General features: G+C 37.0%; 25 protein-coding genes. 18 read left to right on the forward strand and 7 right to left on the reverse strand.

What is annotated here, in order from left to right; all coding sequences use genetic code 11:
* Window positions 1–120: 120 nt before the first annotated feature.
* The gene (locus AC6F34_RS08385) at window positions 121–1,590 is read right to left on the reverse strand and encodes an aminotransferase class I/II-fold pyridoxal phosphate-dependent enzyme (protein WP_500770988.1); all 1,470 of its coding nucleotides are present in this window, start codon (window positions 1,588–1,590) and stop codon (window positions 121–123) included.
* Between the two features lie 248 nt (window positions 1,591–1,838).
* Here AC6F34_RS08385 and AC6F34_RS08390 point away from each other — a divergent pair, with 248 nt between their 5' ends.
* Complete coding sequence (locus AC6F34_RS08390; protein WP_500770990.1) at window positions 1,839–2,795, forward strand: NAD(P)H-dependent flavin oxidoreductase; 957 nt, start codon at window positions 1,839–1,841, stop codon at window positions 2,793–2,795.
* 63 nt (window positions 2,796–2,858) lie between these two features.
* Window positions 2,859–3,134 carry a UPF0223 family protein gene (locus AC6F34_RS08395; RefSeq protein WP_500770992.1) on the forward strand — a complete coding sequence of 92 codons (276 nt, stop codon included), beginning with the start codon at window positions 2,859–2,861 and terminating at the stop codon, window positions 3,132–3,134.
* 112 nt (window positions 3,135–3,246) lie between these two features.
* Here the strand turns inward: AC6F34_RS08395 and AC6F34_RS08400 are convergent, their stop codons facing one another.
* Complete coding sequence (locus AC6F34_RS08400) at window positions 3,247–3,867, reverse strand: YktB family protein (RefSeq protein ID WP_500770994.1); 621 nt, start codon at window positions 3,865–3,867, stop codon at window positions 3,247–3,249.
* A gap of 190 nt (window positions 3,868–4,057) precedes the next feature.
* Between AC6F34_RS08400 and AC6F34_RS08405 the strand changes: the two genes are divergently transcribed.
* Both AC6F34_RS08405 and AC6F34_RS08410 read left to right on the forward strand, forming a co-directional pair.
* A complete protein-coding gene (locus AC6F34_RS08405; protein WP_500770996.1) occupies window positions 4,058–4,249 on the forward strand; it encodes a YkzI domain-containing protein in 192 nt (63 codons plus the stop codon).
* A 221-nt stretch (window positions 4,250–4,470) separates the two neighbouring features.
* Window positions 4,471–5,268, forward strand: a complete 798-nt coding sequence (locus tag AC6F34_RS08410; protein WP_500770998.1) for an inositol monophosphatase family protein — start codon at window positions 4,471–4,473, stop codon at window positions 5,266–5,268.
* A gap of 79 nt (window positions 5,269–5,347) precedes the next feature.
* Here AC6F34_RS08410 and AC6F34_RS08415 read toward each other — a convergent pair whose 3' ends face one another.
* Entirely contained in the window at window positions 5,348–5,533 is a 186-nt protein-coding gene (locus AC6F34_RS08415; RefSeq protein ID WP_500771000.1) for a YlaF family protein, read from the reverse strand.
* Window positions 5,534–5,692: 159 nt separating this feature from the next.
* Between AC6F34_RS08415 and typA the strand changes: the two genes are divergently transcribed.
* From typA to AC6F34_RS08430, 3 genes are read left to right on the forward strand one after another with little or no spacing between them, the layout of a single operon-like run.
* A complete protein-coding gene (typA, locus tag AC6F34_RS08420) occupies window positions 5,693–7,531 on the forward strand; it encodes a translational GTPase TypA (protein ID WP_500771002.1) in 1,839 nt (612 codons plus the stop codon).
* Between the two features lie 14 nt (window positions 7,532–7,545).
* A complete protein-coding gene (locus AC6F34_RS08425; RefSeq protein ID WP_500771004.1) occupies window positions 7,546–7,866 on the forward strand; it encodes a YlaH-like family protein in 321 nt (106 codons plus the stop codon).
* A gap of 5 nt (window positions 7,867–7,871) precedes the next feature.
* Window positions 7,872–8,162 (forward strand): hypothetical protein, encoded by a 291-nt coding sequence (locus tag AC6F34_RS08430; protein ID WP_500771006.1) that lies wholly within the window; start codon window positions 7,872–7,874, stop codon window positions 8,160–8,162.
* Between the two features lie 51 nt (window positions 8,163–8,213).
* Here the strand turns inward: AC6F34_RS08430 and AC6F34_RS08435 are convergent, their stop codons facing one another.
* Entirely contained in the window at window positions 8,214–8,414 is a 201-nt protein-coding gene (locus AC6F34_RS08435) for a YlaI family protein (RefSeq protein ID WP_500771008.1), read from the reverse strand.
* Between the two features lie 144 nt (window positions 8,415–8,558).
* Here AC6F34_RS08435 and AC6F34_RS08440 point away from each other — a divergent pair, with 144 nt between their 5' ends.
* On the forward strand, window positions 8,559–9,014 hold the full coding sequence (locus AC6F34_RS08440; protein ID WP_500771010.1) for a pyridoxamine 5'-phosphate oxidase family protein: 456 nt from the start codon (window positions 8,559–8,561) through the stop codon (window positions 9,012–9,014).
* Window positions 9,015–9,057: 43 nt separating this feature from the next.
* Here AC6F34_RS08440 and AC6F34_RS08445 read toward each other — a convergent pair whose 3' ends face one another.
* On the reverse strand, window positions 9,058–9,663 hold the full coding sequence (locus tag AC6F34_RS08445; protein WP_500771012.1) for a YhcN/YlaJ family sporulation lipoprotein: 606 nt from the start codon (window positions 9,661–9,663) through the stop codon (window positions 9,058–9,060).
* Window positions 9,664–9,861: 198 nt separating this feature from the next.
* Here AC6F34_RS08445 and AC6F34_RS08450 point away from each other — a divergent pair, with 198 nt between their 5' ends.
* A complete protein-coding gene (locus AC6F34_RS08450) occupies window positions 9,862–11,190 on the forward strand; it encodes a PhoH family protein (RefSeq protein WP_500771014.1) in 1,329 nt (442 codons plus the stop codon).
* A gap of 47 nt (window positions 11,191–11,237) precedes the next feature.
* Here the strand turns inward: AC6F34_RS08450 and AC6F34_RS08455 are convergent, their stop codons facing one another.
* Window positions 11,238–11,735, reverse strand: coding sequence for a peptidyl-prolyl cis-trans isomerase (locus tag AC6F34_RS08455; RefSeq protein WP_500771016.1), 498 nt, complete (start codon window positions 11,733–11,735; stop codon window positions 11,238–11,240).
* Window positions 11,736–11,943: 208 nt separating this feature from the next.
* On the opposite strand from AC6F34_RS08455, the gene AC6F34_RS08460 reads away from it, so the two are divergent.
* The 3 genes from AC6F34_RS08460 (at window position 11,944) to pyc (ending at window position 17,270) form a co-directional block, all read left to right on the forward strand.
* Window positions 11,944–12,225, forward strand: a complete 282-nt coding sequence (locus AC6F34_RS08460; RefSeq protein WP_500771730.1) for an Fpa/YlaN family protein — start codon at window positions 11,944–11,946, stop codon at window positions 12,223–12,225.
* A gap of 358 nt (window positions 12,226–12,583) precedes the next feature.
* Window positions 12,584–13,795: an FtsW/RodA/SpoVE family cell cycle protein gene (locus AC6F34_RS08465; RefSeq protein WP_500771018.1), complete on the forward strand. Its 1,212-nt coding sequence runs from the start codon at window positions 12,584–12,586 to the stop codon at window positions 13,793–13,795.
* A gap of 46 nt (window positions 13,796–13,841) precedes the next feature.
* A complete protein-coding gene (gene pyc / locus AC6F34_RS08470) occupies window positions 13,842–17,270 on the forward strand; it encodes a pyruvate carboxylase (RefSeq protein ID WP_500771019.1) in 3,429 nt (1,142 codons plus the stop codon).
* Window positions 17,271–17,329: 59 nt separating this feature from the next.
* Here pyc and AC6F34_RS08475 read toward each other — a convergent pair whose 3' ends face one another.
* Window positions 17,330–18,298 carry a COX15/CtaA family protein gene (locus tag AC6F34_RS08475; protein ID WP_500771021.1) on the reverse strand — a complete coding sequence of 323 codons (969 nt, stop codon included), beginning with the start codon at window positions 18,296–18,298 and terminating at the stop codon, window positions 17,330–17,332.
* Window positions 18,299–18,902: 604 nt separating this feature from the next.
* Here AC6F34_RS08475 and cyoE point away from each other — a divergent pair.
* From cyoE to ctaG, 6 genes are all read left to right on the forward strand, one after another.
* Entirely contained in the window at window positions 18,903–19,835 is a 933-nt protein-coding gene (gene cyoE, locus AC6F34_RS08480) for a heme o synthase (protein WP_500771023.1), read from the forward strand.
* A gap of 101 nt (window positions 19,836–19,936) precedes the next feature.
* Window positions 19,937–20,998, forward strand: a complete 1,062-nt coding sequence (gene coxB, locus AC6F34_RS08485) for a cytochrome c oxidase subunit II (protein ID WP_500771025.1) — start codon at window positions 19,937–19,939, stop codon at window positions 20,996–20,998.
* A 26-nt stretch (window positions 20,999–21,024) separates the two neighbouring features.
* Window positions 21,025–22,896 (forward strand): cytochrome c oxidase subunit I, encoded by a 1,872-nt coding sequence (ctaD, locus tag AC6F34_RS08490; RefSeq protein WP_500771027.1) that lies wholly within the window; start codon window positions 21,025–21,027, stop codon window positions 22,894–22,896.
* Entirely contained in the window at window positions 22,896–23,525 is a 630-nt protein-coding gene (locus AC6F34_RS08495; RefSeq protein WP_500771029.1) for a cytochrome (ubi)quinol oxidase subunit III, read from the forward strand. The genes ctaD and AC6F34_RS08495 overlap by 1 nt, the downstream gene beginning before the upstream one ends.
* Before the next feature lie 4 nt (window positions 23,526–23,529).
* Window positions 23,530–23,865, forward strand: coding sequence for a cytochrome c oxidase subunit IVB (gene ctaF, locus AC6F34_RS08500; protein WP_500771031.1), 336 nt, complete (start codon window positions 23,530–23,532; stop codon window positions 23,863–23,865).
* A 255-nt stretch (window positions 23,866–24,120) separates the two neighbouring features.
* The gene (gene ctaG / locus AC6F34_RS08505) at window positions 24,121–25,023 is read left to right on the forward strand and encodes a cytochrome c oxidase assembly factor CtaG (protein ID WP_500771033.1); all 903 of its coding nucleotides are present in this window, start codon (window positions 24,121–24,123) and stop codon (window positions 25,021–25,023) included.
* Window positions 25,024–25,223: the final 200 nt, after the last annotated feature.

A 25,223-nucleotide genomic window follows, 5' to 3' on the forward strand; every position in this document is an offset into this window, starting at 1 on the left:
TGTCTATTTGTCATTATACAAAAAAGTACCCTATAGGTAGACTTTTTTTATGTGTCTACTCTATAGGGTACACTTTAGTTTTTCTCCTGGATTTCTTATGTTTTTGAAGTCATGTGCTTTTTACTTTATCGCACGGTGTTCTTTAATTACTCTTAGATACTTGAAGTCGTAATCTTCGGGCCCTTGTACAGGGAGGCCAGCCTCCATATTTTTCTTTATATATGTTAAGTTGTCTTTGGCGATAATTTCGCCAGGAATAAAGATTGGTATTCCTGGGGGATAGACCATGATGAACTCAGCAATGATGCGCCCTTCAGATTCATCAAATGGGACAAGTTCAGTTTCAGCATAAAAAGCATCTCTTGGAGTCAAAGCCAATACAGGAATATTAGGCAAGATTACCTCTACATGTTCACTTTTTTCTGTATCTGAGAATTCCTCTGCCATTTGTTTTAGTGCTCGTACAAGGTATTCCGTTTCTGTCATCGTATCTCCGGGTGTTACAATGCAAAGAATATTATATAAGTCTGACATTTCAACTTCGATATTGTATCTCTCTCTCAGCCATGATTCTGCATCAAAGCCATTCATATTTAAATCTTTAATGGAGACAATGAGCTTTGTCGGATCGAAATCAAATGCTGCATTATCATCAATAATTTCTTCGCCAACACAATAGAGCTTATCAATGTTATTAATTTCATTACGCGTCCAATTGGCCAGTGCAATTGTTTGCTCAATCATTTCTCTGCCTTCTGATGCAAGTCTTTTACGAGCTACATCAAGTGATGCTAATAATAAATAAGAAGTGGAGGTAGTTGTTAACATACTAATGATTGCCTGCACTCTTTTAGCTGAGACGCGATTACCTTTTAAGTTTAAGACAGAACTTTGCGTCATTGAACCACCTAACTTATGAACGCTAGTAGCAGCTAAGTCAGCACCAGCCTGCATTGCTGATAAAGGAAGGTCCTCATGAAAATGAATATGCACTCCGTGTGCCTCATCAACGAGGACAGGAATGTCATAAGAATGTGCAAGTTCAACAATATCTTGTAAATTTGCTGAGACTCCAAAGTAAGTTGGATTTATGACAAGAACACCTTTAGCATCGGGGTGTTGAGTAAGGGCATTCTTTAATGCGTTTGTAGTAATTCCATGTGAAATCCCTAAATTCTTGTCAACTTCTGGATGGATAAAGATCGGTGTAGCTCCAGAAAAAATAATTGCAGACATAACTGATTTATGAATATTCCTCGGAATTAAGATCTTATCTCCTGGTCCACATACAGCCATGACCATTGTCATAATGGCTCCGCTTGTACCTTGAACAGAAAAGAATGTTTTATCAGCCCCAAAAGCTTCTGCAGCTAAATCTTGTGCTTGTTTGATAATACCTTTTGGGTGATGTAAGTCATCTAGCGGTCCAATGTTAATTAAATCAATAGATAATGCATTCTCACCTATAAACTCTCTAAAAGTTGGATCCATTCCATTTCCTTTTTTATGACCAGGTATATGAAATTGAGTTGGATTTTTTTTGGCATGTGCCAGTAAACCACTGAATAACGGTGTTTCAGTTTGTGACAATTTAGTACCACACCTCTTTAGTTATCATTAAATTTGCAGTTTATCAGAATACGCACTGCACTTTTCTTTTAAAACAAATGAATTATAGCATTTATCACTCCCCTTGCATAGAACATTAGTACTTTTTAATGAAGTGAATTCATGGGAGTGAAATATTAGTTAAAGGTATATATCAAAAGAATTGATTATTCAAAGGGAATCATGCGTATAATCACGAAAATAATGATGAAAGATGAAAGAGGTGGTTTATGATGTGGAAAACACGAGTTACAGAGTTATTATCGATACGGTTGCCAATCATTCAAGGCGGCTTAGCTCATTTAGCCTACGCCGATCTAGCAGCAGCAGTATGTAATGCAGGAGGTCTTGGCCAAGTAACTGCTATGTCTTTGCCAACACCTGACCATTTGCGTAATGAAATACAGAAGGTAAGGAAAATGACGAATCAGCCATTTGGCGTAAATTTTGCAATTGGACAACACGGGCGTCCGTTTATTGAGTTTTTGGATGTTGCGATTGAAGAAGAAGTTCCTGTCATTTCAATGACTGGTGGCAACCCTGTTCCAATTTTTGAGCGCTTAAAAGATACTCCAATTAAGAAGTTAGTACTTGTTGCTTCAAAACGTCAAGCAATTAAGGCGGAGCAATTAGGTGCGGATGCAGTCATGGTTGTTGGCCAAGAAGGTGGTGGTCATTTAGGGAGGGATGACGTTGGAACGTTTGTTCTTGTTCCTCAAGTAGTTGATGCTGTTTCAATTCCAGTCATCGCCTCGGGAGGGATAGGTGATGGTCGTGGTTTAATGGCAGCACTTGCATTAGGTGCAGAAGGGATTGAGATGGGAACTAGATTTGTTGCGACGAAGGAATGCGTCCATGCAAGTGATCTCTATAAACAGAGGCTTGTTGAAGGCAGCGAAACAGATACCGCAGTAATTAAGCGATCAATTGGTGCCCCTGCAAGAGTTATATGTAATAGTTGGACAGATCGAATACTGGAGATTGAACAGCAAAACGGTGGCTTTGATAGATTAAAGGATTTTATAAGTGGTGAGGCGAATCAGAAATACATTCATGATGGAATGGAGGAGGCTGGATTTGCATGGGCAGGCCAAGTAATGGGGATGATCCATGATATTCCATCTGTACAAGAGCTATTTGAGAAGATGATCACTGACGGAGAAAAAATTCGAAGACAATGGACATAATAGGATTGCATCGTTATATGAACTTCTAGTAGAATCTAGCATGATGAAAGGAGCTGTTTTATTATGGAATATCAATATCCAATGGATCATACATGGTCAACAGATGAGATTGTTGATGTTATTCAGTTTTTTCAAAATGTCGAGAAGGCATATGAGAGAGGCATTGATCGTGCAGAATTGCTTTCTTCCTATAGACGATTTAAAGAAATTGTTCCGGGGAAGGCAAATGAAAGAAATTTATGCAATGAATTCGAAGAAAGCAGTGGTTACTCTCCCTTCAAAACCGTAAAGGCTGTGAAAGAATCAAATGATGGCGATCGAATTAGAATAAGAAAATGACGAGAACAAATGCTTATGAAAAAAGTTGTTCAGAGATAAATCTGAGCAACTTTTTCTTTGTCTAAACTTGCCCTTCTTATTGGTACATCGGGGCCGACTGTTACTTTTTCGTTTATGCCTGCTTATATAAGGGTAATAATTGTTTAAACGCATCTTCAATTTTCTTATATAACTCTTGTTTACTTAACGCGGTTGCTTGTTCACGAGGAATTTGGATGCCACAAAGGATTTCTGCTTTTTTAACCGTTTGAAGCCGAACAAACAAGTCCTTTAGCTCATCCTTTGATAAATCCTTTTGAACATAAACATCAGGCTTGGTGTGGTCACCAGACCATACGTATTCGGCAGGAGTTTGATCGTATAGGTTGCTTGATTGTTTTTCTAACTTAGCACCATATTCTTTCTTATTTGGAGCTTCATAAATTAATGCAAACCAAACGAACACATGTGTTTCCCATAACCCAATTTGAAAATGCGGAAGCATCTTGTAACCTCTAGCATTATTGGCAAAAGCAACCCATGTATCTTTCGGTGGATTTTTCGTTCTTCTAGCATGCTTTGCTACATGAGCATGCATTTCATGACCAGTTTCAAATGTTAAAAATGCTTTGAAATCTTCACCGAGAATTTCTAGTTTTGGACGAATCGTAGTTTTTAATGCTTCCATTCGTTCATCTAAGCCATCAATTGTAAAAACGTCAAAGTCACTATTTGTAAAAAAAGATGTCGACATTATGCATTCCTCCTTCAAATCTCTGTCACATATTGTAGCATAGGAAGGAATAAACGTGAATCAATGTAGTATTTTTGATTGTTAGGCTAGAGCATATATTTGTTCCACCTTTTATCATAGCCTCATATGATAATGAAAAGAGTAATTGTCAGAAAATTTAATTTATATTTCGGAAGGGGTGTACTGTCTCATGAAGCAACTTGTAAATAACCATAAGAAGAAGACGAATGAAATGGAAAGAAGAGCCGTGCTACGATTGGAATTAGATTATGAATTATCCACTTTGTATGATGCGATGATTGAAGAGAATGAGGAACTGAAAACGAAAACGAAATCGAAGTTAGAAAGAATAAGACAGGAACTTCTTAAATTAAAAGCTTAATACCTTATATTCATAAGAACTTATCTTTCCTTTAAACTCGTGGAATAGTGAGACATTCAGTTTAATACAAGGATAAACGAACTCCAAGCTCATAAAAAGGAGTTCGTTTTTGTTTTTTAGTTTGATTTTCCCAAAATAAGATGAGCTCAATTGTGTTTGCTTGAATCCTTGCATTTTTTTCGATAAGCTTTACTTAATAGATGGAGTTCGGAGGATGACATATGACAGATTGGACAAAGGTAGATCAATTAGCAAAACAGTGGATCAAAGAAGCAGCAGAACCAATTAAACATTCGTTCTTAACAACACTACAAATTCAATCAAAATCTAATGCAAATGATTTAGTCACAAATATGGATAAAGCGACGGAACAATTTTTTGTTTCGAGGATTAAAGAAACATTTCCCAATCATCGAATCATTGGTGAAGAAGGTTTTGGAGATCAGCTGGAGGAAACGGATGGAGTCATCTGGGTCATTGATCCAATTGACGGAACGATGAATTTTGTTCATCAACAACGCAATTTTGCCATCTCTATAGGGATTTATGAAGATGGCAAGGGAATCATTGGTCTAATTTATGATGTCGTTCATGATGAGCTTTATCATGCATTAAAAGGCAAGGGAGCTTTTTTAAACGATCAGAAACTGCCTAAACTGCCATCTACACCATTAAAGGAATCGATTATAGGTATGAATGCAACATGGGTGATTGAAAATCGCCGAATAGATCACAATATCTTCGTTCCAATCGTGAAAGAAGCAAGAGGAACACGTTCATATGGGTCAGCTGCTATTGAAATGGCCTATGTAGCAACAGGTCGAATCGGAGCTTACTTAACGTTAAGACTTGCACCATGGGATTATGCAGCAGGAAAGGTGATCATAGAAGAACTTGATGGTAAAGTAACTAATTTAAAGGGTGAGCCATTGACGATTTTAAAGAGTGATTCAGTTATTATTTCAAATAAAGGGTTACACAACGAAATTATGTCATCCTATTTAAATGGGAAGCTCTAACATAATGAAGGGATTGAGTCTTAAAACTCAATCCCTTCATTATGTAACTGATCTTAATTAAATGTAAGCACGAAACTTCTTATAGAACGCCTTTTTCACGCAGTTTACGCTTCGTTGTAAAACCAAAGCCCATCACCGCAATGAAAATCACAATACTTAAAACCGTTCCAAAAGTGTTTCTTTCGGCTATTGCAATGCCAATCCCGCCCATACTAGCAGCAGCTAAAACGGCAAGTCCAAGCATCGGCCAATGAATTCCTTTCATATTAAAAACTCCCTATCCCTCGATGATATCAAACATTCTCTTATATTTTACACAAAAAACTTTCTTTTTTCTACTATAGTTATGGTATAATGTTTCAGTTATGTAATGAAAAATATAATTAATGACTTTTTAAGATAGATCAACTTAGGAGGAGTTTTCTTGAAACTTAGAAATGACATTCGCAACATTGCGATAATAGCTCACGTTGACCACGGAAAAACGACATTGGTTGACCAATTATTAAAACAATCTGGTACATTCCGTTCAAATGAGCATGTTGAAGAACGTGCAATGGACTCTAATGATATCGAAAGAGAACGTGGAATTACAATCTTAGCAAAAAACACTGCGATTCAATATAAAGATACGCGAATCAATATTTTGGATACACCTGGACACGCCGATTTTGGTGGTGAAGTAGAACGTATCATGAAAATGGTTGATGGGGTATTGCTCGTTGTTGACGCATATGAAGGTTGTATGCCACAAACTCGTTTTGTATTAAAAAAGGCGTTAGAGCAAAACTTAACACCGATTGTTGTTGTAAATAAAATTGATCGTGACTTTGCCCGTCCAGAAGAAGTTGTTGACGAAGTCATTGATTTATTCATCGAGCTTGATGCAAACGAAGATCAGTTAGATTTCCCTGTTGTGTACGCATCAGCTATTAATGGTACTGCAAGTACAGATCCATCACAGCAAGATGAAAACATGCAAGCACTTTATGAAATGATTGTTGATAATATTCCAGCACCAATTGATAACGCAGAAGAGAATCTTCAATTCCAAGTAGCATTGCTGGATTATAATGATTATGTTGGAAGAATTGGGATTGGAAGAGTGTTCCGTGGTACAATGTCAGTAGGTCAGCAGGTTGCGTTAATGAAGCTTGATGGTACAGTAAAGCAATTCCGTGTTTCAAAAATCTTTGGCTTCTTTGGCTTGAAAAGACAAGAAATTCAAGAAGCAAAGGCTGGAGACTTAATTGCTGTTTCTGGTATGGAAGACATTAATGTTGGTGAAACAGTATGTCCGGTCGAGCATCAAGAAGCATTGCCTGTGCTACGAATTGACGAACCAACATTACAAATGACTTTTTCAGTTAATAATAGCCCATTCGCAGGAAAAGAAGGAAAATATATTACTTCACGTAAAATTGAGGAAAGATTACGTGCTCAATTACAAACAGACGTTAGTCTTCGTGTAGATAATACAGATTCTCCTGATGCTTGGATCGTTTCTGGTCGAGGTGAGCTACATTTATCAATCTTAATTGAGAATATGCGCCGAGAAGGATACGAATTACAAGTGTCGAAGCCCGAAGTTATCATTCGTGAAGTGGATGGCGTTTTATGTGAGCCAGTTGAGCGTGTGCAAATTGACGTTCCAGAAGAGCACACAGGAGCGATCATGGAATCAATTGGTGCCCGTAAAGGTGAAATGCTTGATATGATTAATAATGGAAATGGTCAAGTTCGTTTGATTTTCCATGTACCTGCACGTGGTTTAATTGGATACACAACTGAGTTTTTAACTTTAACACGTGGATACGGAATCATTAACCATACATTTGACAGCTACCAGCCCTTAATGAAAGGTCAAGTAGGAGGACGTCGTCAAGGAGTTCTAGTGTCAATGGAAAGTGGTAAGTCTTCAACTTATGGTATTATGCAAGTAGAAGATCGTGGAGTCATCTTTGTTGAGCCTGGTATAGATATTTATGAAGGAATGATTGTTGGCGAACATAATCGTGATAATGATTTAACTGTTAATATCACAAAGGTTAAGCATGCAACAAATATCCGTTCAGCAAATAAGGACCAAACGACAACAATGAAAAAGCCACGTATCATGTCGTTAGAAGAAGCTTTAGAATACTTAAATGATGATGAGCTTTGTGAGGTAACTCCAGAATCAATCAGACTTCGTAAAAAAATCTTAGAAAAAAATGAGCGTGAAAAAGTCGCGAAGAAGAAGAAGTACGCTGAAATGAACTAAAGGAGGCATAACCAATGCCTAGTAATAATTCAATCTTTTTCGAACTGTATAATATAAATGAAAACCCTGAGATGGGCATCCTTTATTTATATTTAACAATCACTGTTTTATCGATCATTGTTTTTAAGCTTGGATTTGCAAAGAAATTACCTGTTTTAAAATCGATTGTTATTTATATACTTTTATTCATTGGAAGCTTTGTATTAACGATTTTAGCTGAGCTTGGTGCACCAATTGCTGAAGTTCTAATCATTATGGCATTGTTTTTAGGGATCTATCGATTTAGATTATACTCCGAGAGAAAGAAGCAAAAAGAAGCAAGTATTGAGGAGTGAGTGATTTGAAATCTTTACAGGATGCGATTTATAATTGGTTAACGATAAAAGTAGTCGTTGATGCTAGACCAGACGATACAGCTGCAGCAGATACGGAAGCTATGTTTTATAGCATGCTGATTGATGAGCACCAATTGAAAAAGATTCAAGTGACTTCAGATGAAGAGATGTACTATGTTTCGTTTGAAAAAGAGGGTATAGAGCAGAAACAGCGCTTTCCAAAAGAGTTAATCAATATTATGATAGATCAAATCAATGAAGCTCCTGAGAAGTATGTCAATTACCCAACTAATTAATAAAGCATCGAGGATTCCCTCGATGCTTTATTAGTGCATACAAATATTCTCTTACCAGTCATCTTGATTTTCGGTGCTTTTATAAAGATTGAACTTTCCTGTAGCTATACGAGCATTTGTTTTTTCTGTGATACGCTCCTCGCATTGTTTACACATATACGTATGTATGGGTCTGTTTCTAAGCTTTTTTGCTTGAAGTGTATCGTCATGAATGGATTCAATTTTATCACAAATTACGCACTTTACTCTCATCTAATTGCCCCTTTTGTTTGTTCAATGTATGTTTATTATAGTACATTCACAATATATATTCGAACACCTTTTGAAAAAACTGAATTATTCTGTGTTGAATGAAGCCATATTTCACAGTAAGATACAATAAAGGAGGGGAGACATTTGGTCAATCGCATTGAAAAAAAATTAACCCAGCCGCTTTATGAAACGCTACAACAAGAGTGCTTTACATCATTAGCAACTGTAGATTATGAAAGTGGAGGCCCGAATGTTAGTGCACTATCGTGGGTGTATGCAAAAGATGATTCTACCATTTTATTTGCAGTAGAGAGCCGCTCACGAATTGTCAATAACATTCAATCAAATGACAAAGTTGTGATTCACTTGCTAGCGAATGAATCTGCATACTCAATTTCCGGAAGAGCAGAGATTATATTGAATGAGGTGCCTAGTTTGCCTTTATCCTTGTCCATATTTCGTCTCACGATATGGGAAGTGATTGATGTTATGTTTTACGGTTCAAAATTAACGATAACACCGAAGTATGATAAAACATATGATGAAGATGCTGCAAAAAAATTAGATAATCTAGTGATGAATGTGATGAAAAAAGCCTAATGCATAATGCATTAGGCTTTAATTTTTAATCTTAGATTTGTTTTTAATTTTTATGATGGTTGGAACCTTCCTGCTGCTTTTTTTCTAGTTGCATTCTTTCTTTGTCTTGAAGCTTCTGTTTTTGTTTTTCTGTGGAGTTCTTTTGATTGCTGTTTGGAACAGTAATCTCTGTTGGTAATTCTGGCATTAAACGACCTGTGATATCTGATAATTCATTCATAATCCCTTGGATTGGTTGCCCGTTTCTAATGTCTTCAGAAATTTCTCTTAATCGTGCATTTGTATCGGGATCAGCAACAATCAATGCTCGTGCTCCATGTGGATCATGGACTAAACTTTCTGCTACTGCATATTTAATCGACCCAACTTCAGATCTTTCTATATCCTCATTTACATCGATTCCAACAATAGCATAGCTACCTAAAACGATTGCAGTAGCATCATTAACATCATCCACACTCGTTGCTAAATCGGTCAAATGCGCTGCCACTTGTTGCCCTGTAACACGATCGGTATCATCCACTTGACGATTTTGAACTTGAGTAGGATTCAGGTTTTGTTGATTTTTTTCATTTCTCGCTTCTTGATTGTTGTTATTGCAAGCAAACAGCAGACCAATCATTCCAATAAATAATAGAGTTTTTTTCATCGTTTTCCTCCAGTAAGTACAATGGTGTTTAATAACGTTTACGATTATTGTGCAAAACTTCTTCTATCTTTATTCGAGAAATCATATATTTTACCAAAGTTCGATTTGTCCCTATAGAGGAAGAAAGCGTGCTAAAGTATGAAGAATCGTACAGTCGTATAAGAAATCATCAATTAGTTAGTAGTAGGAGGCATCGGATTGGGAAAAATATACGTTTTGGATACAAATGTCCTGTTGCAGGACCCATTTTCAATCTATTCATTCGACCAACATGAAGTTGTAATTCCTGCAGTTGTGTTAGAAGAAGTAGATTCAAAAAAAAGATACATGGATGAAATCGGAAGAAATGCGCGCCAAGTTTCAAGGTTAATTGATAGCATGCGCGAAAAAGGGAAGCTACATGAGAGGATTCCATTAGAGAATGGTGGGAGTTTAAGGATCGAATTGAATCATCGCTCTTTTCATGATCTACAAGAGATTTTTGTGGAGAAAACAAATGATAATCGTATATTAGCTGTAGCGAAGAATTTGTCACTAGAAGAAGAAACAAAAGAGAATGGGAAAACGGTTATTTTAGTAAGTAAGGACGCGCTTGTGCGTGTAAAAGCGGACGCAATTGATTTGAAAAGTGAAGATTTCTTAAGTGATCGCGTTATAGAAAATGATGATATTTATACTGGTTTTATGGAGATCTACATTCCGCTTGAACAGATGAAAAAGTTTTATGAGAAGGGGGAGCTTCTTTTATCAGATTTAGCAAATCATCCGTTTTATTCGAATCAATTTTTAATCATGAAAGATGCACTAGGTTCATCTGCATCTGCAATAGGAATGGTTGATCCATCGGGAAAAAAGATTAGGAAGCTCATTTTTGATTATGACCATATATGGGGAATAAAACCGAGAAATGTACAGCAAACAATTGCGTTTGAGCTGTTGCTGAAAAAAGATATTCAACTGGTCACATTAATTGGAAAAGCAGGTACAGGGAAAACCTTACTGGCTCTGGCAGCTGGACTATTGCAGACAGAAGATTATGGGTCTTATAAGAAGCTATTAGTTGCAAGACCAATTGTTCCAGTTGGAAAGGACTTAGGCTTCTTGCCTGGTGAAAAAGAAGAGAAACTCAGACCTTGGATGCAACCGATCTTTGACAATCTTGAGTACTTATTCAATGTTAAAAAACCTGGGGAATTAGATGCTATATTAGCTGGGATGGGATCCATTGAGGTTGAGGCACTAACATATATTCGAGGTAGAAGCATTCCTGATCAATTTATCATCATAGATGAAGCGCAAAATTTAACAAAGCACGAGGTGAAAACAATTCTTACGCGCGTAGGGGAAGGAAGTAAAATTGTGTTGATGGGAGATCCTGAACAGATAGACCATCCGTACTTAGACACATATAATAACGGGCTAACCTATGTGGTTGAGCGTTTTAAAGAACAGGTAATTTCCGGACATATAAAGTTCATTAAAGGTGAGAGGTCTGGTCTTGCTCAATTGGCAGCTGATTTACTATAGAATAAAAACTGCACCTCCAACATAGTTGGTGGTGCAGGGTGAAAAAATTAGATGACTTTAAAGCCTTTGACATTTTTTATTGGATGATCTCGATTTGAGCCGTCTCCGTAGTATACATAGACAGGGCCATCATCATGTAATGGCTTCCCTTTTTGAGAAAAGCCTAAAATAAGATCTTTTGCTATATGCAACGGTATTTCAATTTCATCACTAGTGCTCTCAATCAAGACTGCTGTTGCATTAGATAGAGCTTCAGCATTTGCTAAGAATGGTGAAAAAGGAACGGCAAAAGTACCTGTTAATACTTTTTCCTTTTCAAATTTTTTCTCTGATTTTAAAGTTGGCGGGAAAACAGCGCCTTCCATTATTTCTCGATCCCAATGTTTGGATACGGCTTTCGTATATTCCTCTAATCCATCTAAATCTTTATGCTCTTCTTCAAAGTATGTTGTTAAATCGATGCGGCGGTCATCAAAAATCCAAACACCAGGATCTAAAGTGATCGTATATTTTACGTTCCCGTGTAATTGAATGATATTTTCCATCTATGAATCCTCCTAAAGTGAACAAAACGTCCATTCAATTATAACGTTGATTGTAGTGAATGTCATATAGAGATTAATCGAAACATATGAGAAAGTATGAAAAATCACATCATATTTCATGAGATTTCTTGATAAAACTTGCATTTTTTGAAGGTTGAGTATAAAATTTATAGATAGGACAATCGCTCGGAAACGGAGGGATTTAATGATGACTTCAAATGTAATTGTTGATCATAAAGAAAAAGCGCATGAGCTTTTGAAAGCTGATGCAGAGAAAATTTTGAAGCTTATTCAAGTTCAAATGGACAATTTGACGATGCCGCAATGTCCCTTATATGAAGAAGTGTTGGATACACAGATGTTCGGATTATCACGTGAAATCGATTTTGCAGTCCGTCTAGGATTAATTGAAGAGCTGGAAGGAAAATCAATCATTGATAAACTAGAAAGAGAGCTTTCTATCCTACATGAAGCTTCTGTAAAGAAATAAAAACCATACTTTATAAATGATGGACAAACGAGTCATCATACTGATGAAAGATACTTAGTGATAAGTATCTTTTTTATTTGAATTTTAAAGACATATTAATCTAAAAATAACTAAATAGTATAACACGTTTGATAAATAAGTATAACTTATATATAGCTAAATTATCTTTTATATGATACATTTATGAGTAGTAGCTACTGTGTAAACAGTAAAGACATTTAAAAATAATGATAGGATTTTGTTCATGTAGTCAGCAAAAAATACGACCGAATACTTATCTTTTCTCTTCTCAGATGCAGGAATATCATTGCTATAGTAGAATAAGTAATACAACTTAGAAGATGAGGGAAGAGAATGGATGTTTAAAAAAATTGTTAAATCCTATGATTATTCTTTAATTATTGTCATGGTCCTGCTATGTATGTTCGGCTTAGTCATGATTTATAGCGCAAGCATGGTATGGGCAGTCCAAGTGTATGGCAAGTTTGATTGGCCGAGTGACTATTTCTATACTAGGCAAAAGGTTAACTTGGTAATTGCAGGAATTGCGTTTATTATCGTTGCTTTATTTCCTTATAAAGCGCTGAAGAGCAACAAATTTTTAATTCCAATGGTTCTGTTATCGATTTTAGGTTTATTTGCTGTTTTTCTGTTTGGGTTTGTAGGGAATAATGCATTAAGCTGGATTTCTCTTGGAATACGAAACATTCAACCAGCAGAATTTGTGAAGTTAGCCGTCATCATTTATTTAGCTGCTGTATACGCCAAAAAGCAAAGTTACATAAATGAGTTTAATAAAGGCGTAATTCCACCAATATTTTATGTCATTTTAGTTTGTGGACTTATTGCTGTACAGCCCGATTATGGAACAGCAGCAATTATTTTCGCCATTTCAAGTTCCATTATATTCTCATCAGGAATGAACTTTAAAAACATCGTAAAGCTGTCGTCCATCGGACTGCTTTCAATGGGTGTCATTGTATTGCTTTTTAAAGATAAAATCTTTTCTGAGAATCGAATGGGGAGGATTGATACGTTTCGTGATCCGTTTTCAGCTGACGGATTAGGAGATACGTGGCAAATGCAAAATTCATTCATTGCGATCAGCAATGGTGGAGTAAGTGGCTTAGGGCTAGGAGAAAGCATTCAAAAGCTTGGTTTTTTACCTGAACCACATACAGATTTTATTATGGCTATTATTTCAGAGGAGCTCGGGTTATTAGGTGTCGCTCTTGTCCTTTTAGGATTATTGTACATCGTGTTAAGAGGGTTATATATTGGAATGAAGTGCAAGGATCCATTTGGTAGTTTACTTGCGATCGGTATCTCTAGTATGATTGGCATTCAAACTTTTGTTAATTTAGGTGGGGTAGCTGGTGTTATTCCTTTGACAGGGGTTACGTTGCCGTTTGTAAGCTATGGGGGTTCTTCACTTCTCCTATTAGCCATTGCAATGGGGATTCTAGTGAATGTTTCAATGTTTGTAAACTATGAAACCAAGTATAAAAATAGAAACAATATCCCTCAGCCGGAGCAGACCGAGAATGTAAGAAATGTTTCATTTAAGTAAGAGCAGTAATTTCTACTAAAAATGAGGTGTCGAAGTGGGTGTGAAAATGAATAAAGTGTTAGTGGCAAACCGAGGAGAAATTGCAATTCGTGTGTTTAGAGCATGTACAGAATTAAATATCCGTACTGTTGCAATATATTCTAAGGAAGATTCAGGTTCATATCATCGCTATAAAGCAGATGAAGCGTATTTAGTTGGTGAAGGGAAAAAACCAATCGATGCTTATCTTGATATCGACGGAATTATAGAAATTGCAAAAATGAGTGGAGTGGATGCGATCCATCCTGGATATGGGTTTTTATCTGAAAATATCCATTTTGCAAAGCGCTGTGAAGATGAAGGTATTATTTTTATTGGACCAAAATCGAAACATTTAAATATGTTTGGTGATAAAGTAAAAGCGCGTTCGCAAGCAATTGCTGCTGATATTCCAGTTATACCTGGAAGTGACGGCCCAGTTGAACATCATAATGATGTAGTGGCTTTTGCGAATGAGCATGGCTTCCCAATCATTATCAAAGCATCTTTAGGTGGCGGGGGCCGGGGTATGCGTATTGTTCGCAAACTTGAAGACGTCAAAGAATCATTTGATCGCGCGAAGTCAGAAGCAAAGGCAGCCTTTGGAAACGATGAAGTATACGTAGAGAAGTTTGTTGAAAAACCAAAGCATATAGAAGTACAAATTCTTGCAGATATAAAGGGCAATATCATTCACTTATTTGAAAGAGATTGCTCTGTTCAAAGACGCCACCAGAAAGTGGTTGAGGTTGCTCCTTGTGTATCTTTGGACGCTGATTTACGACAAGAAATTTGTGATGCAGCAGTGCGTTTAATGAAAAAGGTTGATTATATTAATGCTGGAACGGTAGAGTTTCTTGTTTCTGGTAACGAATTTTACTTTATCGAAGTAAATCCACGTATTCAAGTGGAACATACAATAACAGAAATGATCACAGGTGTTGACATCGTTCAGTCACAAATCCTTGTCGCACAAGGTATTGGATTGCATGATAAAGAGGCAGGAATACCAACACAGGAAAATATTCATATTAATGGATTTGCGATTCAATCACGAGTAACGACTGAGGATCCATTAAATCATTTTATGCCTGATACTGGGAAGTTAATGGCATATCGTTCTGGGGGAGGTTTTGGTGTTCGTTTAGATGCAGGAAACGGATTCCAAGGAGCTGTGATTACACCCCATTACGATTCGCTGCTCGTTAAACTATCGACCCATGCGATGACGTTTGAACAAGCCTCAGCAAAAATGATACGTAATTTACAAGAATTCCGTATTCGTGGAATCAAAACGAATATCCCGTTTCTAGAAAATGTAGTAAAGCATGAGAAGTTCAAAAAAGGGGAGTATGATACATCATTTATTGATCAAACACCCGAATTATTTATTTTTCCTAAACGAAAAGACCGTGGAACAAAGATGCTTTCTTATATCGGAAATGTAACTGTAAATGGATTCCCTGGTATCGAAAAGAAGAAACGTCCAGTATTTGATATACCAAGAGTTCCAAAGCTAGATTTAGGACAAGGATACCAAGCTGGAACGAAGCAAATTCTTGACAGGGAGGGTGCAGATGGATTAGTCAAATGGGTTAGAGATCAAAAGAATGTTCTTCTAACAGATACGACATTCCGTGATGCACATCAATCATTGCTCGCAACACGTATTCGAACATATGATTTAGCAAAGATTGCTGAGCCAACAGCGAAAATGTTACCGAATATGTTCTCTTATGAAATGTGGGGAGGAGCAACATTTGATGTTGCTTATCGTTTCTTAAAAGAGGATCCGTGGGAGCGATTATTGACTCTTCGTGAAAAAATGCCAAATGTACTCTTGCAAATGTTGCTTCGTGCATCAAATGCTGTTGGCTACACGAACTATCCAGATAATGTTATCCGTGAGTTTGTTAACAAATCAGCGGAGGCAGGAATCGATGTCTTCCGTATTTTTGATAGTTTGAACTGGGTTAAGGGAATGGAAGTAGCTATTGATGCAGTTCGTCAATCTGGAAAAATTGCAGAAGCAGCTATTTGTTATACTGGAGATATCTATAGTCCAACGAGAACGAAATACAATTTAGAGTATTATAAGTCAATGGCAAAAGAGCTAGAAAAACAAGGAGCGCATATTCTTGCAATTAAAGATATGGCTGGCTTGTTAAAACCACAATCAGCATATGCGCTAATTTCTGAATTAAAGGAAACGGTAGATCTTCCAATCCATCTTCATACACATGATACAAGTGGAAATGGGATCTATATGTATGCTAAAGCAATTGAAGCTGGAGTAGATATTGTTGATGTAGCCTTAAGCACAATGGCAGGTTTAACATCACAGCCTAGTGCAAACACATTGTACTATGCTTTAGAAGGGTCAGAGCGCCAACCAGACATGGGCATTGACTCTCTTGAACAATTATCATATTACTGGGAGGATGTGCGTAAATACTATAAGGATTTTGAATCTGGTATGGTTGCTCCTCATACAGAAATTTATCAGCATGAAATGCCAGGCGGTCAGTATAGCAACTTGCAGCAACAGGCAAAAGGTGTTGGACTTGGTGATAAGTGGGACGAAGTAAAAGAAATGTATACTACGGTTAATCATATGTTTGGAGACATTATTAAGGTTACACCATCTTCTAAGGTAGTCGGCGATATGGCATTATATATGGTTCAAAATCAATTAACTGAAAAGGACGTCTTAGAAAAGGGTCACTCTTTAAATTTCCCAGACTCAGTTGTCGAGTTATTTGAAGGCTATTTAGGTCAACCTTATGGTGGATTTCCTGAAGATCTACAGAAAGTCATTTTGAAAGATAAAAAACCGATTACAGTTAGACCTGGAGAGCTGCTAGAAGATGTAGATTTTCAATCTCTAAAAGAAAAGCTATTCAAAGAGTTAAACCGCCAAGTGACGAGCTTTGATGTTTTAGCATATGCGTTGTACCCAAAAGTTTATATGGATTATATTAAAACATTTGAGCAATTTGGTGATATTTCAGTGCTAGATACACCAACTTTTCTTTATGGGATGCGCTTAGGTGAAGAAATTGAAGTTGAAATTGAAAAAGGTAAAACATTAATTGTAAAGCTAGTGTCTATTAGCCAACCGCAACCAGACGGTACGAGAGTTATCTACTTTGAACTAAATGGACAGCCTCGTGAAGTAGTGATAAAGGATGAAAGTATCAAATCTGTTGTTTCTGCAAAAGCGAAAGCTGATCCACATAATGAATTTCACATCGGTGCAACAATGCCTGGTACTGTCGTAAAAGTGTTGGTTGATAAGGGTGAAAAAGTCGAAAAAGGAGATCATCTACTGATTACGGAAGCTATGAAAATGGAAACAACCGTTCAAGCTCCATTCTCAGGAGTTGTAGGTGATTTATATGTGAAGAATGGGGAAGCTATTCAAACAGGGGACCTTTTAATAGAATTAAGTAAATAATAGAAACGTGACATTGTAAGAAAAAGCGCTAGGGGATTCCCTAGCGCTTTTTCTATATGTTAAACAATTGGTGGTGCAGCATCCGATTTATTCTTATCTGATTTCTGAACTTTCTTATTCTGAAGGACGTTTGTTTTACTTCTTGTGACGAGTAATACAAAATATGATAGCAGTCCAATCAAGCAGGAGATGAAAAACGCGTGTGCAAGTGCTATGAACAAGTTTAATTGAGTAAGAACGACTAATGCACCTGAAAGAACTTGACACGTAACAAGAATTAACGCAATGATCCAACCCCAGTAAATGACTTTTTGATGATTATAATGCTTCACAGCTAAATATGTAACATATGCGATCCAAATGAAAACCAGTCCAGCTGCAGCTCGATGCCCCATCTGTACCCATTCATATAGATTTCTTGGAAGTGTAGCTTCACCGTTACATAGCGGCCAGTCTAAGCAGATGAGACTAGCGTCTAAATGTCTTACGAGCGCACCTGAGTATACGACAACTATAAAAGTATAAGTGATAATGCCGATAATGTGAAAACGCATTCTCTTATCAATGATGAGCCCCTCAGCATCAAACTTCTTATCTACTTCAAAAACAAGTAAAGTTAACAACAAGACAGCAGCAAATGAGATGAGAGAAATACCAAAATGTAGAGCCATAATGAAATCTGATTGCCCCCACATTACTGCCGCAGCACCTATTAACCCTTGGATTACGAGTACAATAAATGATGAGGCGGCTAAAAACTTCGTCTCACGAATATGCCCAATCGTTTTCCAAGTCCAGACTGATAAAATCAGAACCATTATTCCAACACTGCCTGATACGACTCTGTGTGATAGCTCTATCACGAGTTCAGAAGTAATTTCTGAAGGGATTAGTTCTCCGTGACATAGTGGCCATGATGTTCCGCAGCCCTCACCAGACTCGGTTTTTGTTACAAGTGCTCCACCTAATAAAACGAGGAGCATGCCAATAGTTGTTAATACTGCAAACCATTTTAAAGAACGATGCAATGTCTGTCACCTACTTAAAATATTTCCGAATGACTTGTCTTAACAGATGTTGATTTCATTCACCTATTTGATAGTACAGGAATTGTCCTTGTTTTACAATAAAACATCAAAGGAATTCCTCATGGACTATAGTGAAGGATAAATAAATTTCAAGAAATCTAGTCAGAAAGTATTCTTGTTTTTTGGAATTATGTATTGAAACTTGTAATGGAGTTTGCTAGAACTAGAAGTAGAGGGATGTTTTAGCAAGTATCACCTAATTGAACTTCATAATACTATTCAAACTCTTCTTTATTATCCCAGAAAAACGACTATTCTTTAATAAAAAAATACCTATGACACAAATTAGTCATAATTATTTCAAGAAAATTTCACAAAATAACACAAAAGTGTGATTTAATATACAGAAGGAACGCATTTTTTACAAATAAATGATGAAATTACCACTATATGCACGTTGTAAAGTTATTGTGGTAATAATAGTCAACACATCCTTCGCATGAATTTTCAATCAAATATGGCAATGTTGAGAATAATGTTTTATAGTAGTAGGTGCATTTCTATTTGATTGTGGGTAAAGATGAAAGAGGAAGGAGGCGAAGGGATGTCAAATACAAGGACCTTTGATCAAACAAATGTCAATACGAATGAGTTGGAGAAGAATATTCCAACGACAACCGTTTGGAATGATATTACTTCCCTTATAAAAATTGGGATTGTCAATTCCAATGCGATTACTACATTCACTGGTATTTGGTTGGCTCTGTATTTTACAGACCAAAGTTTCTTTCGAAATCTAGACACAGTACTGTTGGCTTTAATAGGGTCCTCTCTTATTATCGCAGGAGCTTGTGTGTTGAATAATTACATAGATCGCGATATTGATCATCTAATGGAACGAACAAAAGCGCGGCCAACTGTGACTGGAAAGGTTAATCCGAAAAAGGTTGCTGCTTTCAGTAGTATTTTGTTGATTGTAGGTACATCATTGTTAGCGCTGACAACATGGACGGCTACCTTTATAGGAATAATAGGGGTTTTTAGCTATATTGTTCTCTACACGATATGGACAAAGCGCAGATTTGTCTCAAATACGATTGTTGGAAGTATATCTGGTGCTGTACCACCGTTAATTGGTTGGGCTGCAGTAGATCCAGGACTACACCCGATGGCATGGATGTTATTTTTAATAATGTTTATCTGGCAGCCACCTCATTTCTATGCATTAGCAATGAGAAGAGCAGAAGAGTATCGAGCAGCAAATGTACCGATGCTTCCAGTCATAAAAGGCTTTAAAGCAGCAAAAAGAAGTACAATACTATGGATTTTCTTCCTATTCCCAATTCCGTTTTTTATGTTGGAATTAGGTATCGTTTTTGTTGTTTTAGCGACAGCATTAAACATAGGGTGGTTATTGACCGCATTTTATGCAAATAAATTTAAAAATGATATTAAATGGGCGACATTAATGTTTGTATATTCAATACAATACTTGACCATTTTATTTGTATCTATGGTAATTGTCACACTTATTTAACTTTAGTAGGGGGATTCTTTCTTTTCTATATTTAGAGGAAAGAATTTAACCATATATTTTTTACTTAATGAATATTCACGAAAGAGGGGTATGGAAAAGCTATGAAAAGGCTTGCAAAAGCGCGTTTTGTGTTCTTAATCGCAATGCTGTCGCTCTTACTTGCAGGTTGTGGGTTGCCACATTTATCAACACTACAACCGGCTGGTGAAGTAGCGCAAAGGCAGTTTGACCTTATGCTATTAAGCACAGCAGTAATGGTTGGAGTCATTCTAGTGGTTACGGTAATTTTCTTAATTGTTATTTTTAAGTTCCGTCGCCGTGATGAGAAGATTCCGAAACAAGTTGAAGGAAGTCATACTTTAGAAATTCTATGGACTGTTATTCCAATTCTATTGCTACTGATTATTGCAGTACCTACAGTAAAAGCAACTTTTGATTTTGCTGATACAGCACCAATGCATGAAGTGGATGAAGAAGGTAATTCAAATGTTACCGTCGTAAACGTTCGTGCGAACCTATATTGGTGGCAATTTGAGTATCCAAATGAAGGGGTTATTACAAGCCAAGAGCTTGTTGTACCTACAGATGAAAGAGTTTACTTCAGCTTAATTGCATCAGATGTAAAACATTCATTCTGGATTCCTGCAGTTGGAGGAAAAATCGATACGAACACTGATAACACAAATGAGTTCTATTTAACATTTGACAGTGAAAAAGCTGACGAAGTTCAAGACAATATTTTCTACGGTTTATGTGCAGAGCTTTGTGGACCATCACATGCACTAATGGAGTTTAAAGCTCGTGCGATTCCAAAAGATCAATTCGATGCTTGGATTGCTGATATGCAAGCAGTAACTGAACCAGCAGTAGCACAATCAGCAACTGCACAACAAGGTCAAGAATTATTCAATGAAAGCTGTATTGGTTGTCACGCTGTAACGACTGGTCAATCTTCTTCAGGTCCAAACTTAGCGAACTTCGGTGATCGCAAGCATGTTCTTGGATATTTAGAGAACACGGAAGAGAATGTGAAGAATTGGCTAGCTGATCCTGAAAAATTAAAACCAGGTAACAAAATGACAGATGCTTATCGAGAATTACAACCTGCTGAAATTGATGCAATAACTGAATATTTAATGGGCCTTAAAGTTTCAGATAACTAGGGGTTTTGTTTAAGGGAGGTAAAAACGTGAGTAGCGTAGCTCAGAAAAAGGGTTTCGGCGCTGTTTTATGGGATTACTTAACAACAGTAGACCATAAGAAAATCGCGATTCTTTATCTAGTTGCCGGTGGGTTTTTCTTCATCGTCGGTGGATTAGAAGCGATGTTTATCCGTATCCAATTAGCGGTACCGGATAGCAATTTTATCAGTGCGGGACTTTATAATGAAATTTTAACGATGCATGGAACAACGATGATTTTTCTTGCCGCCATGCCGCTCGTCTTTGCATTTATGAACGCGATCATGCCACTTCAAATCGGTGCGCGTGACGTTGCATTTCCATTTTTAAACTCATTAGGATTTTGGCTGTTCTTCTTTGGAGGAGTATTCTTAAATCTATCTTGGTTCTTAGGTGGAGCACCTGATGCAGGTTGGACTTCTTATGCATCTTTGTCGCTAGCATCTGAAGGACATGGAATTGACTTTTACGTATTAGGTTTACAAATATCTGGTGCGGGTACGTTAATCGGGGGAATTAACTTCCTAGTAACGATTATCAACATGCGTGCTCCTGGTATGACTTACATGCGTATGCCGATGTTTACATGGTCAACATTCGTAACATCTGCATTGATCTTATTTGCTTTCCCTCCATTAACAGTTGGTCTTTTCTTAATGATGTTTGACCGTATGTTTGGAGCAAATTTCTTTGACCCATTAATGGGAGGAAACACGATTATTTGGGAGCATTTATTCTGGATCTTTGGTCACCCAGAAGTTTATATCTTAATTTTACCGGCATTCGGTATTTTCTCTGAAATCTTTGCGATTTTCTCAAGAAAGCGTTTATTCGGTTATTCATCAATGGTTTTTGCAACTGTGTTAATCGGATTCTTAGGTTTCATGGTATGGGCTCACCACATGTTTACAACAGGTATGGGTCCAATTGCAAACGCAATCTTCTCTGTTGCAACAATGGCGATTGCTGTTCCAACCGGTATTAAAATCTTTAACTGGTTATTCACAATGTGGGGCGGAAGTATTAAATTCACAACGCCTATGATGTATGCAGTAGCATTCATTCCTTCATTCACAATGGGTGGAGTAACTGGAGTAATGCTTGCATCTGCTGCGCAAGACTACCAATACCACGATACATATTTCGTAGTCGCTCACTTCCACTATGTAATCGTTGGTGGGGTTGTATTTGCACTATTAGCAGGTACACATCTATATTGGCCAAAAATGTTTGGTACAATGTTAAATGAGAAATTAGGTAAATGGACGTTCTGGTTATTCTTAATCGGTTTCCACTTAACATTCTTTATCCAACACTTCTTAGGACTAATGGGGATGCAACGTCGTATCTTTACGTTCCAAGCTGATCGTGGATTTGAAGTTGGAAACATGATAAGTACAGTCGGGGCCGTATTCATGGCAGTGTCTACAATAATTTTATTAATTAACATTATTATTACTAGCATTAAGAACGAAAAAGTTGGCCCAGATCCTTGGGGAGATGGACGTACGCTAGAATGGTCATTGCCATCACCACCAGAGTTCTACAACTTTAAGCAATTGCCACTTGTTCGTGGTTTAGATGCATTCTGGATTGAAAAGATGGAAGGCAAAAAAGAAATGACACCAGCTGAACCAGTTGGAGATATCCATATGCCGAATAACTCTTTCATTCCGTTTGTCATTTCATTAGGATTGTTCATTGCAGCTTTCGGTGCGATGTATCAATCAGATGAAGGCAACACTTGGGGTATCCCAGTCTTAATCATCGGTATGTTGATTACACTTGGTGCAATGTTCGTTCGTTCAATTAAGGATGATCACGGTTACCATATTCATAAAGAAGACTTAATTGACGAGGACAAAGGGGGTAAGGCGTAATGGCTTCAAATGAAAAAATGACATATGAAAATTGGCCAGCGTCGCCTGAAAAACAAACCCTCGAAGGGAAAAATAAATTTTTAGGCTTTTGGTTCTTCCTTGGTGGAGAAACTGTATTGTTTGCATCGCTGTTTGCAACATACTTAGCGCTAAAGGATAAAGTGCCAAATCAAGAAATGCCATTAGCAAAAGATTTATTCGAAATGCCACTTGTTTTCTTAATGACAATGATCTTACTTACAAGCTCATTAACAAGTGTGTATGCGATGTACCATATGAAGAACTTCAACTTTAAGAAGATGCAGCTTTGGTTAGGAATTACAGTTGCATTAGGTTTAGCATTCCTAGGCTTAGAAATTTATGAGTTCTATCACTATGTTCATCATTTTGGTTTTACTTTTACTAGCAGTGCCTTCGGTAGTGCATTCTATACATTAGTAGGCTTCCACGGGGCCCACGTTGCTTTCGGTTTACTATGGATCATTACACTGATGGTAAGAAACAGGAAGAGAGGATTGGACCTATACACAGCACCTAAGTTCTTTGTAGCCAGCCTTTATTGGCACTTCATTGACGTTGTATGGGTATTCATCTTCACTGTTGTATATTTAATGGGAATGGTGGGATAAACTGATGACAAATGAACAATTAAACTCAGGTAACCCTAAAGTCGACATTGAATATCGCCGTAAGAAAAGTGCAGAGGAAATGAAGTATCAAGTGATTTCATTTGCGATCATGATTTTCTTAACACTTGTTGCTTTCTTAGCAGTTGGGTATGAAGGATTTACATCATCGTTTGCAGTTCCCTTCATCCTTGTGTTAGCTGGTGTTCAAGTAGCATTTCAACTTTATTACTTCATGCATATGAGTCATAAAGGACACGAAGCTCCAGCATTATTCTTATACTCTGGCGTATTCGTTGGATTCATCACATTACTAGCGTTCATGACAATTATTTGGTGGTAATTTGAAAAGCTGAAACGACTGTCTATCAACGTATGGACTATTTTTACCAGATGAAGATTAGTAATAGACAATATTAGGACATTAAAACGGCTGTGCAATCGCACAGCTGTTTTTTTATAAGATGAGTTTTACGATGATGGTCTTTCCTCTTTCCATTGCATGTTGTTATTGCTATTGAAGAATAGTATAATAGCAATGACTCTTCTAGGTGAAAATGGTTTAGAAGAATATTACGCTTAAATGGGGTGGAGATAAGTGCCGCTAGAAATATTTGGATTTCGTGCAATGTGGAGTCCTTACTTTTTTGCTACATTAGTTCTTGTGTTGATTGCCTTCTTCTTAATTACAATCACATATCGAAAGAAATTTTCGAATAGTGAGCCATTAACGATGAAACAAGGTACATATTTTACAATCGGTATTGTGGTATTATACATTATTAAAGGATCGCCATTAGATTTAATGGGGCACTTAATGTTTTATGCACATATGATTCAAATGGCTGTGCTTTATTTGATTATTCCAATCTTTATTATTCGTGGAGTGCCAAATTGGATATGGCGAGCAATGTTAAACAATAAAATACTAGGCTCAACTTTTCGCTTTTTAACAAAGCCAATCATTGCTTTAATTTTATTTAATGGAATGTTCTCTTTTTATCACATTCCACTTATTTTCGATACAATTAAAACGGATATGCTTCTACATTCTATTTATACAGCGGCGCTATTTATCGTATCTATTATTATGTGGTGGCCTTTGATTAACCCACTTCCTGAAGAAAAAAGCTTAAGTGGCTTAAAAAAAATCGGATATATCTTTGCAGACGGAGTTTTATTAACACCAGCATGTGCGTTAATTATCTTTGCTGATACTCCTTTATATGCAACATACTCCGATCCAACCATGTGGATGCAGGCACTTGCCTTATGTGTGCCAGGGACAATGCTTGCAGGTTTAGAATTAAGTGGTCCAGAAATGTTTACTTCAATGTCAATGGTGCATGATCAGCAGCTTGGTGGAGTCATCATGAAAGTCATACAAGAGATTGTATACGGCTTTGTCTTGGCATCGGTATTCTTTGAATGGTATCGCAAGGAACAGGCAGATGGAGAACTCGAGAACCAAAAGCTAATGAATCCACAGCCTATTGAATAAAACAACAACCCCATCATGTAAATGATGGGGTATTTTGTCTGGTTTATCTGTGGAAAATGTCACAATTACATTGTCTAAATATGAACAAATAGAGAACTTTTTCCGAAACGTAGCGATGTCCATTGAAAAATGTGACCTCATCATCTAAAATTATCAATATGTGTCATGAGATTTATTACATAGAATAGAGAGGAAGTAGC

The organism is Niallia sp. CD-39 (genome assembly GCF_059874745.1).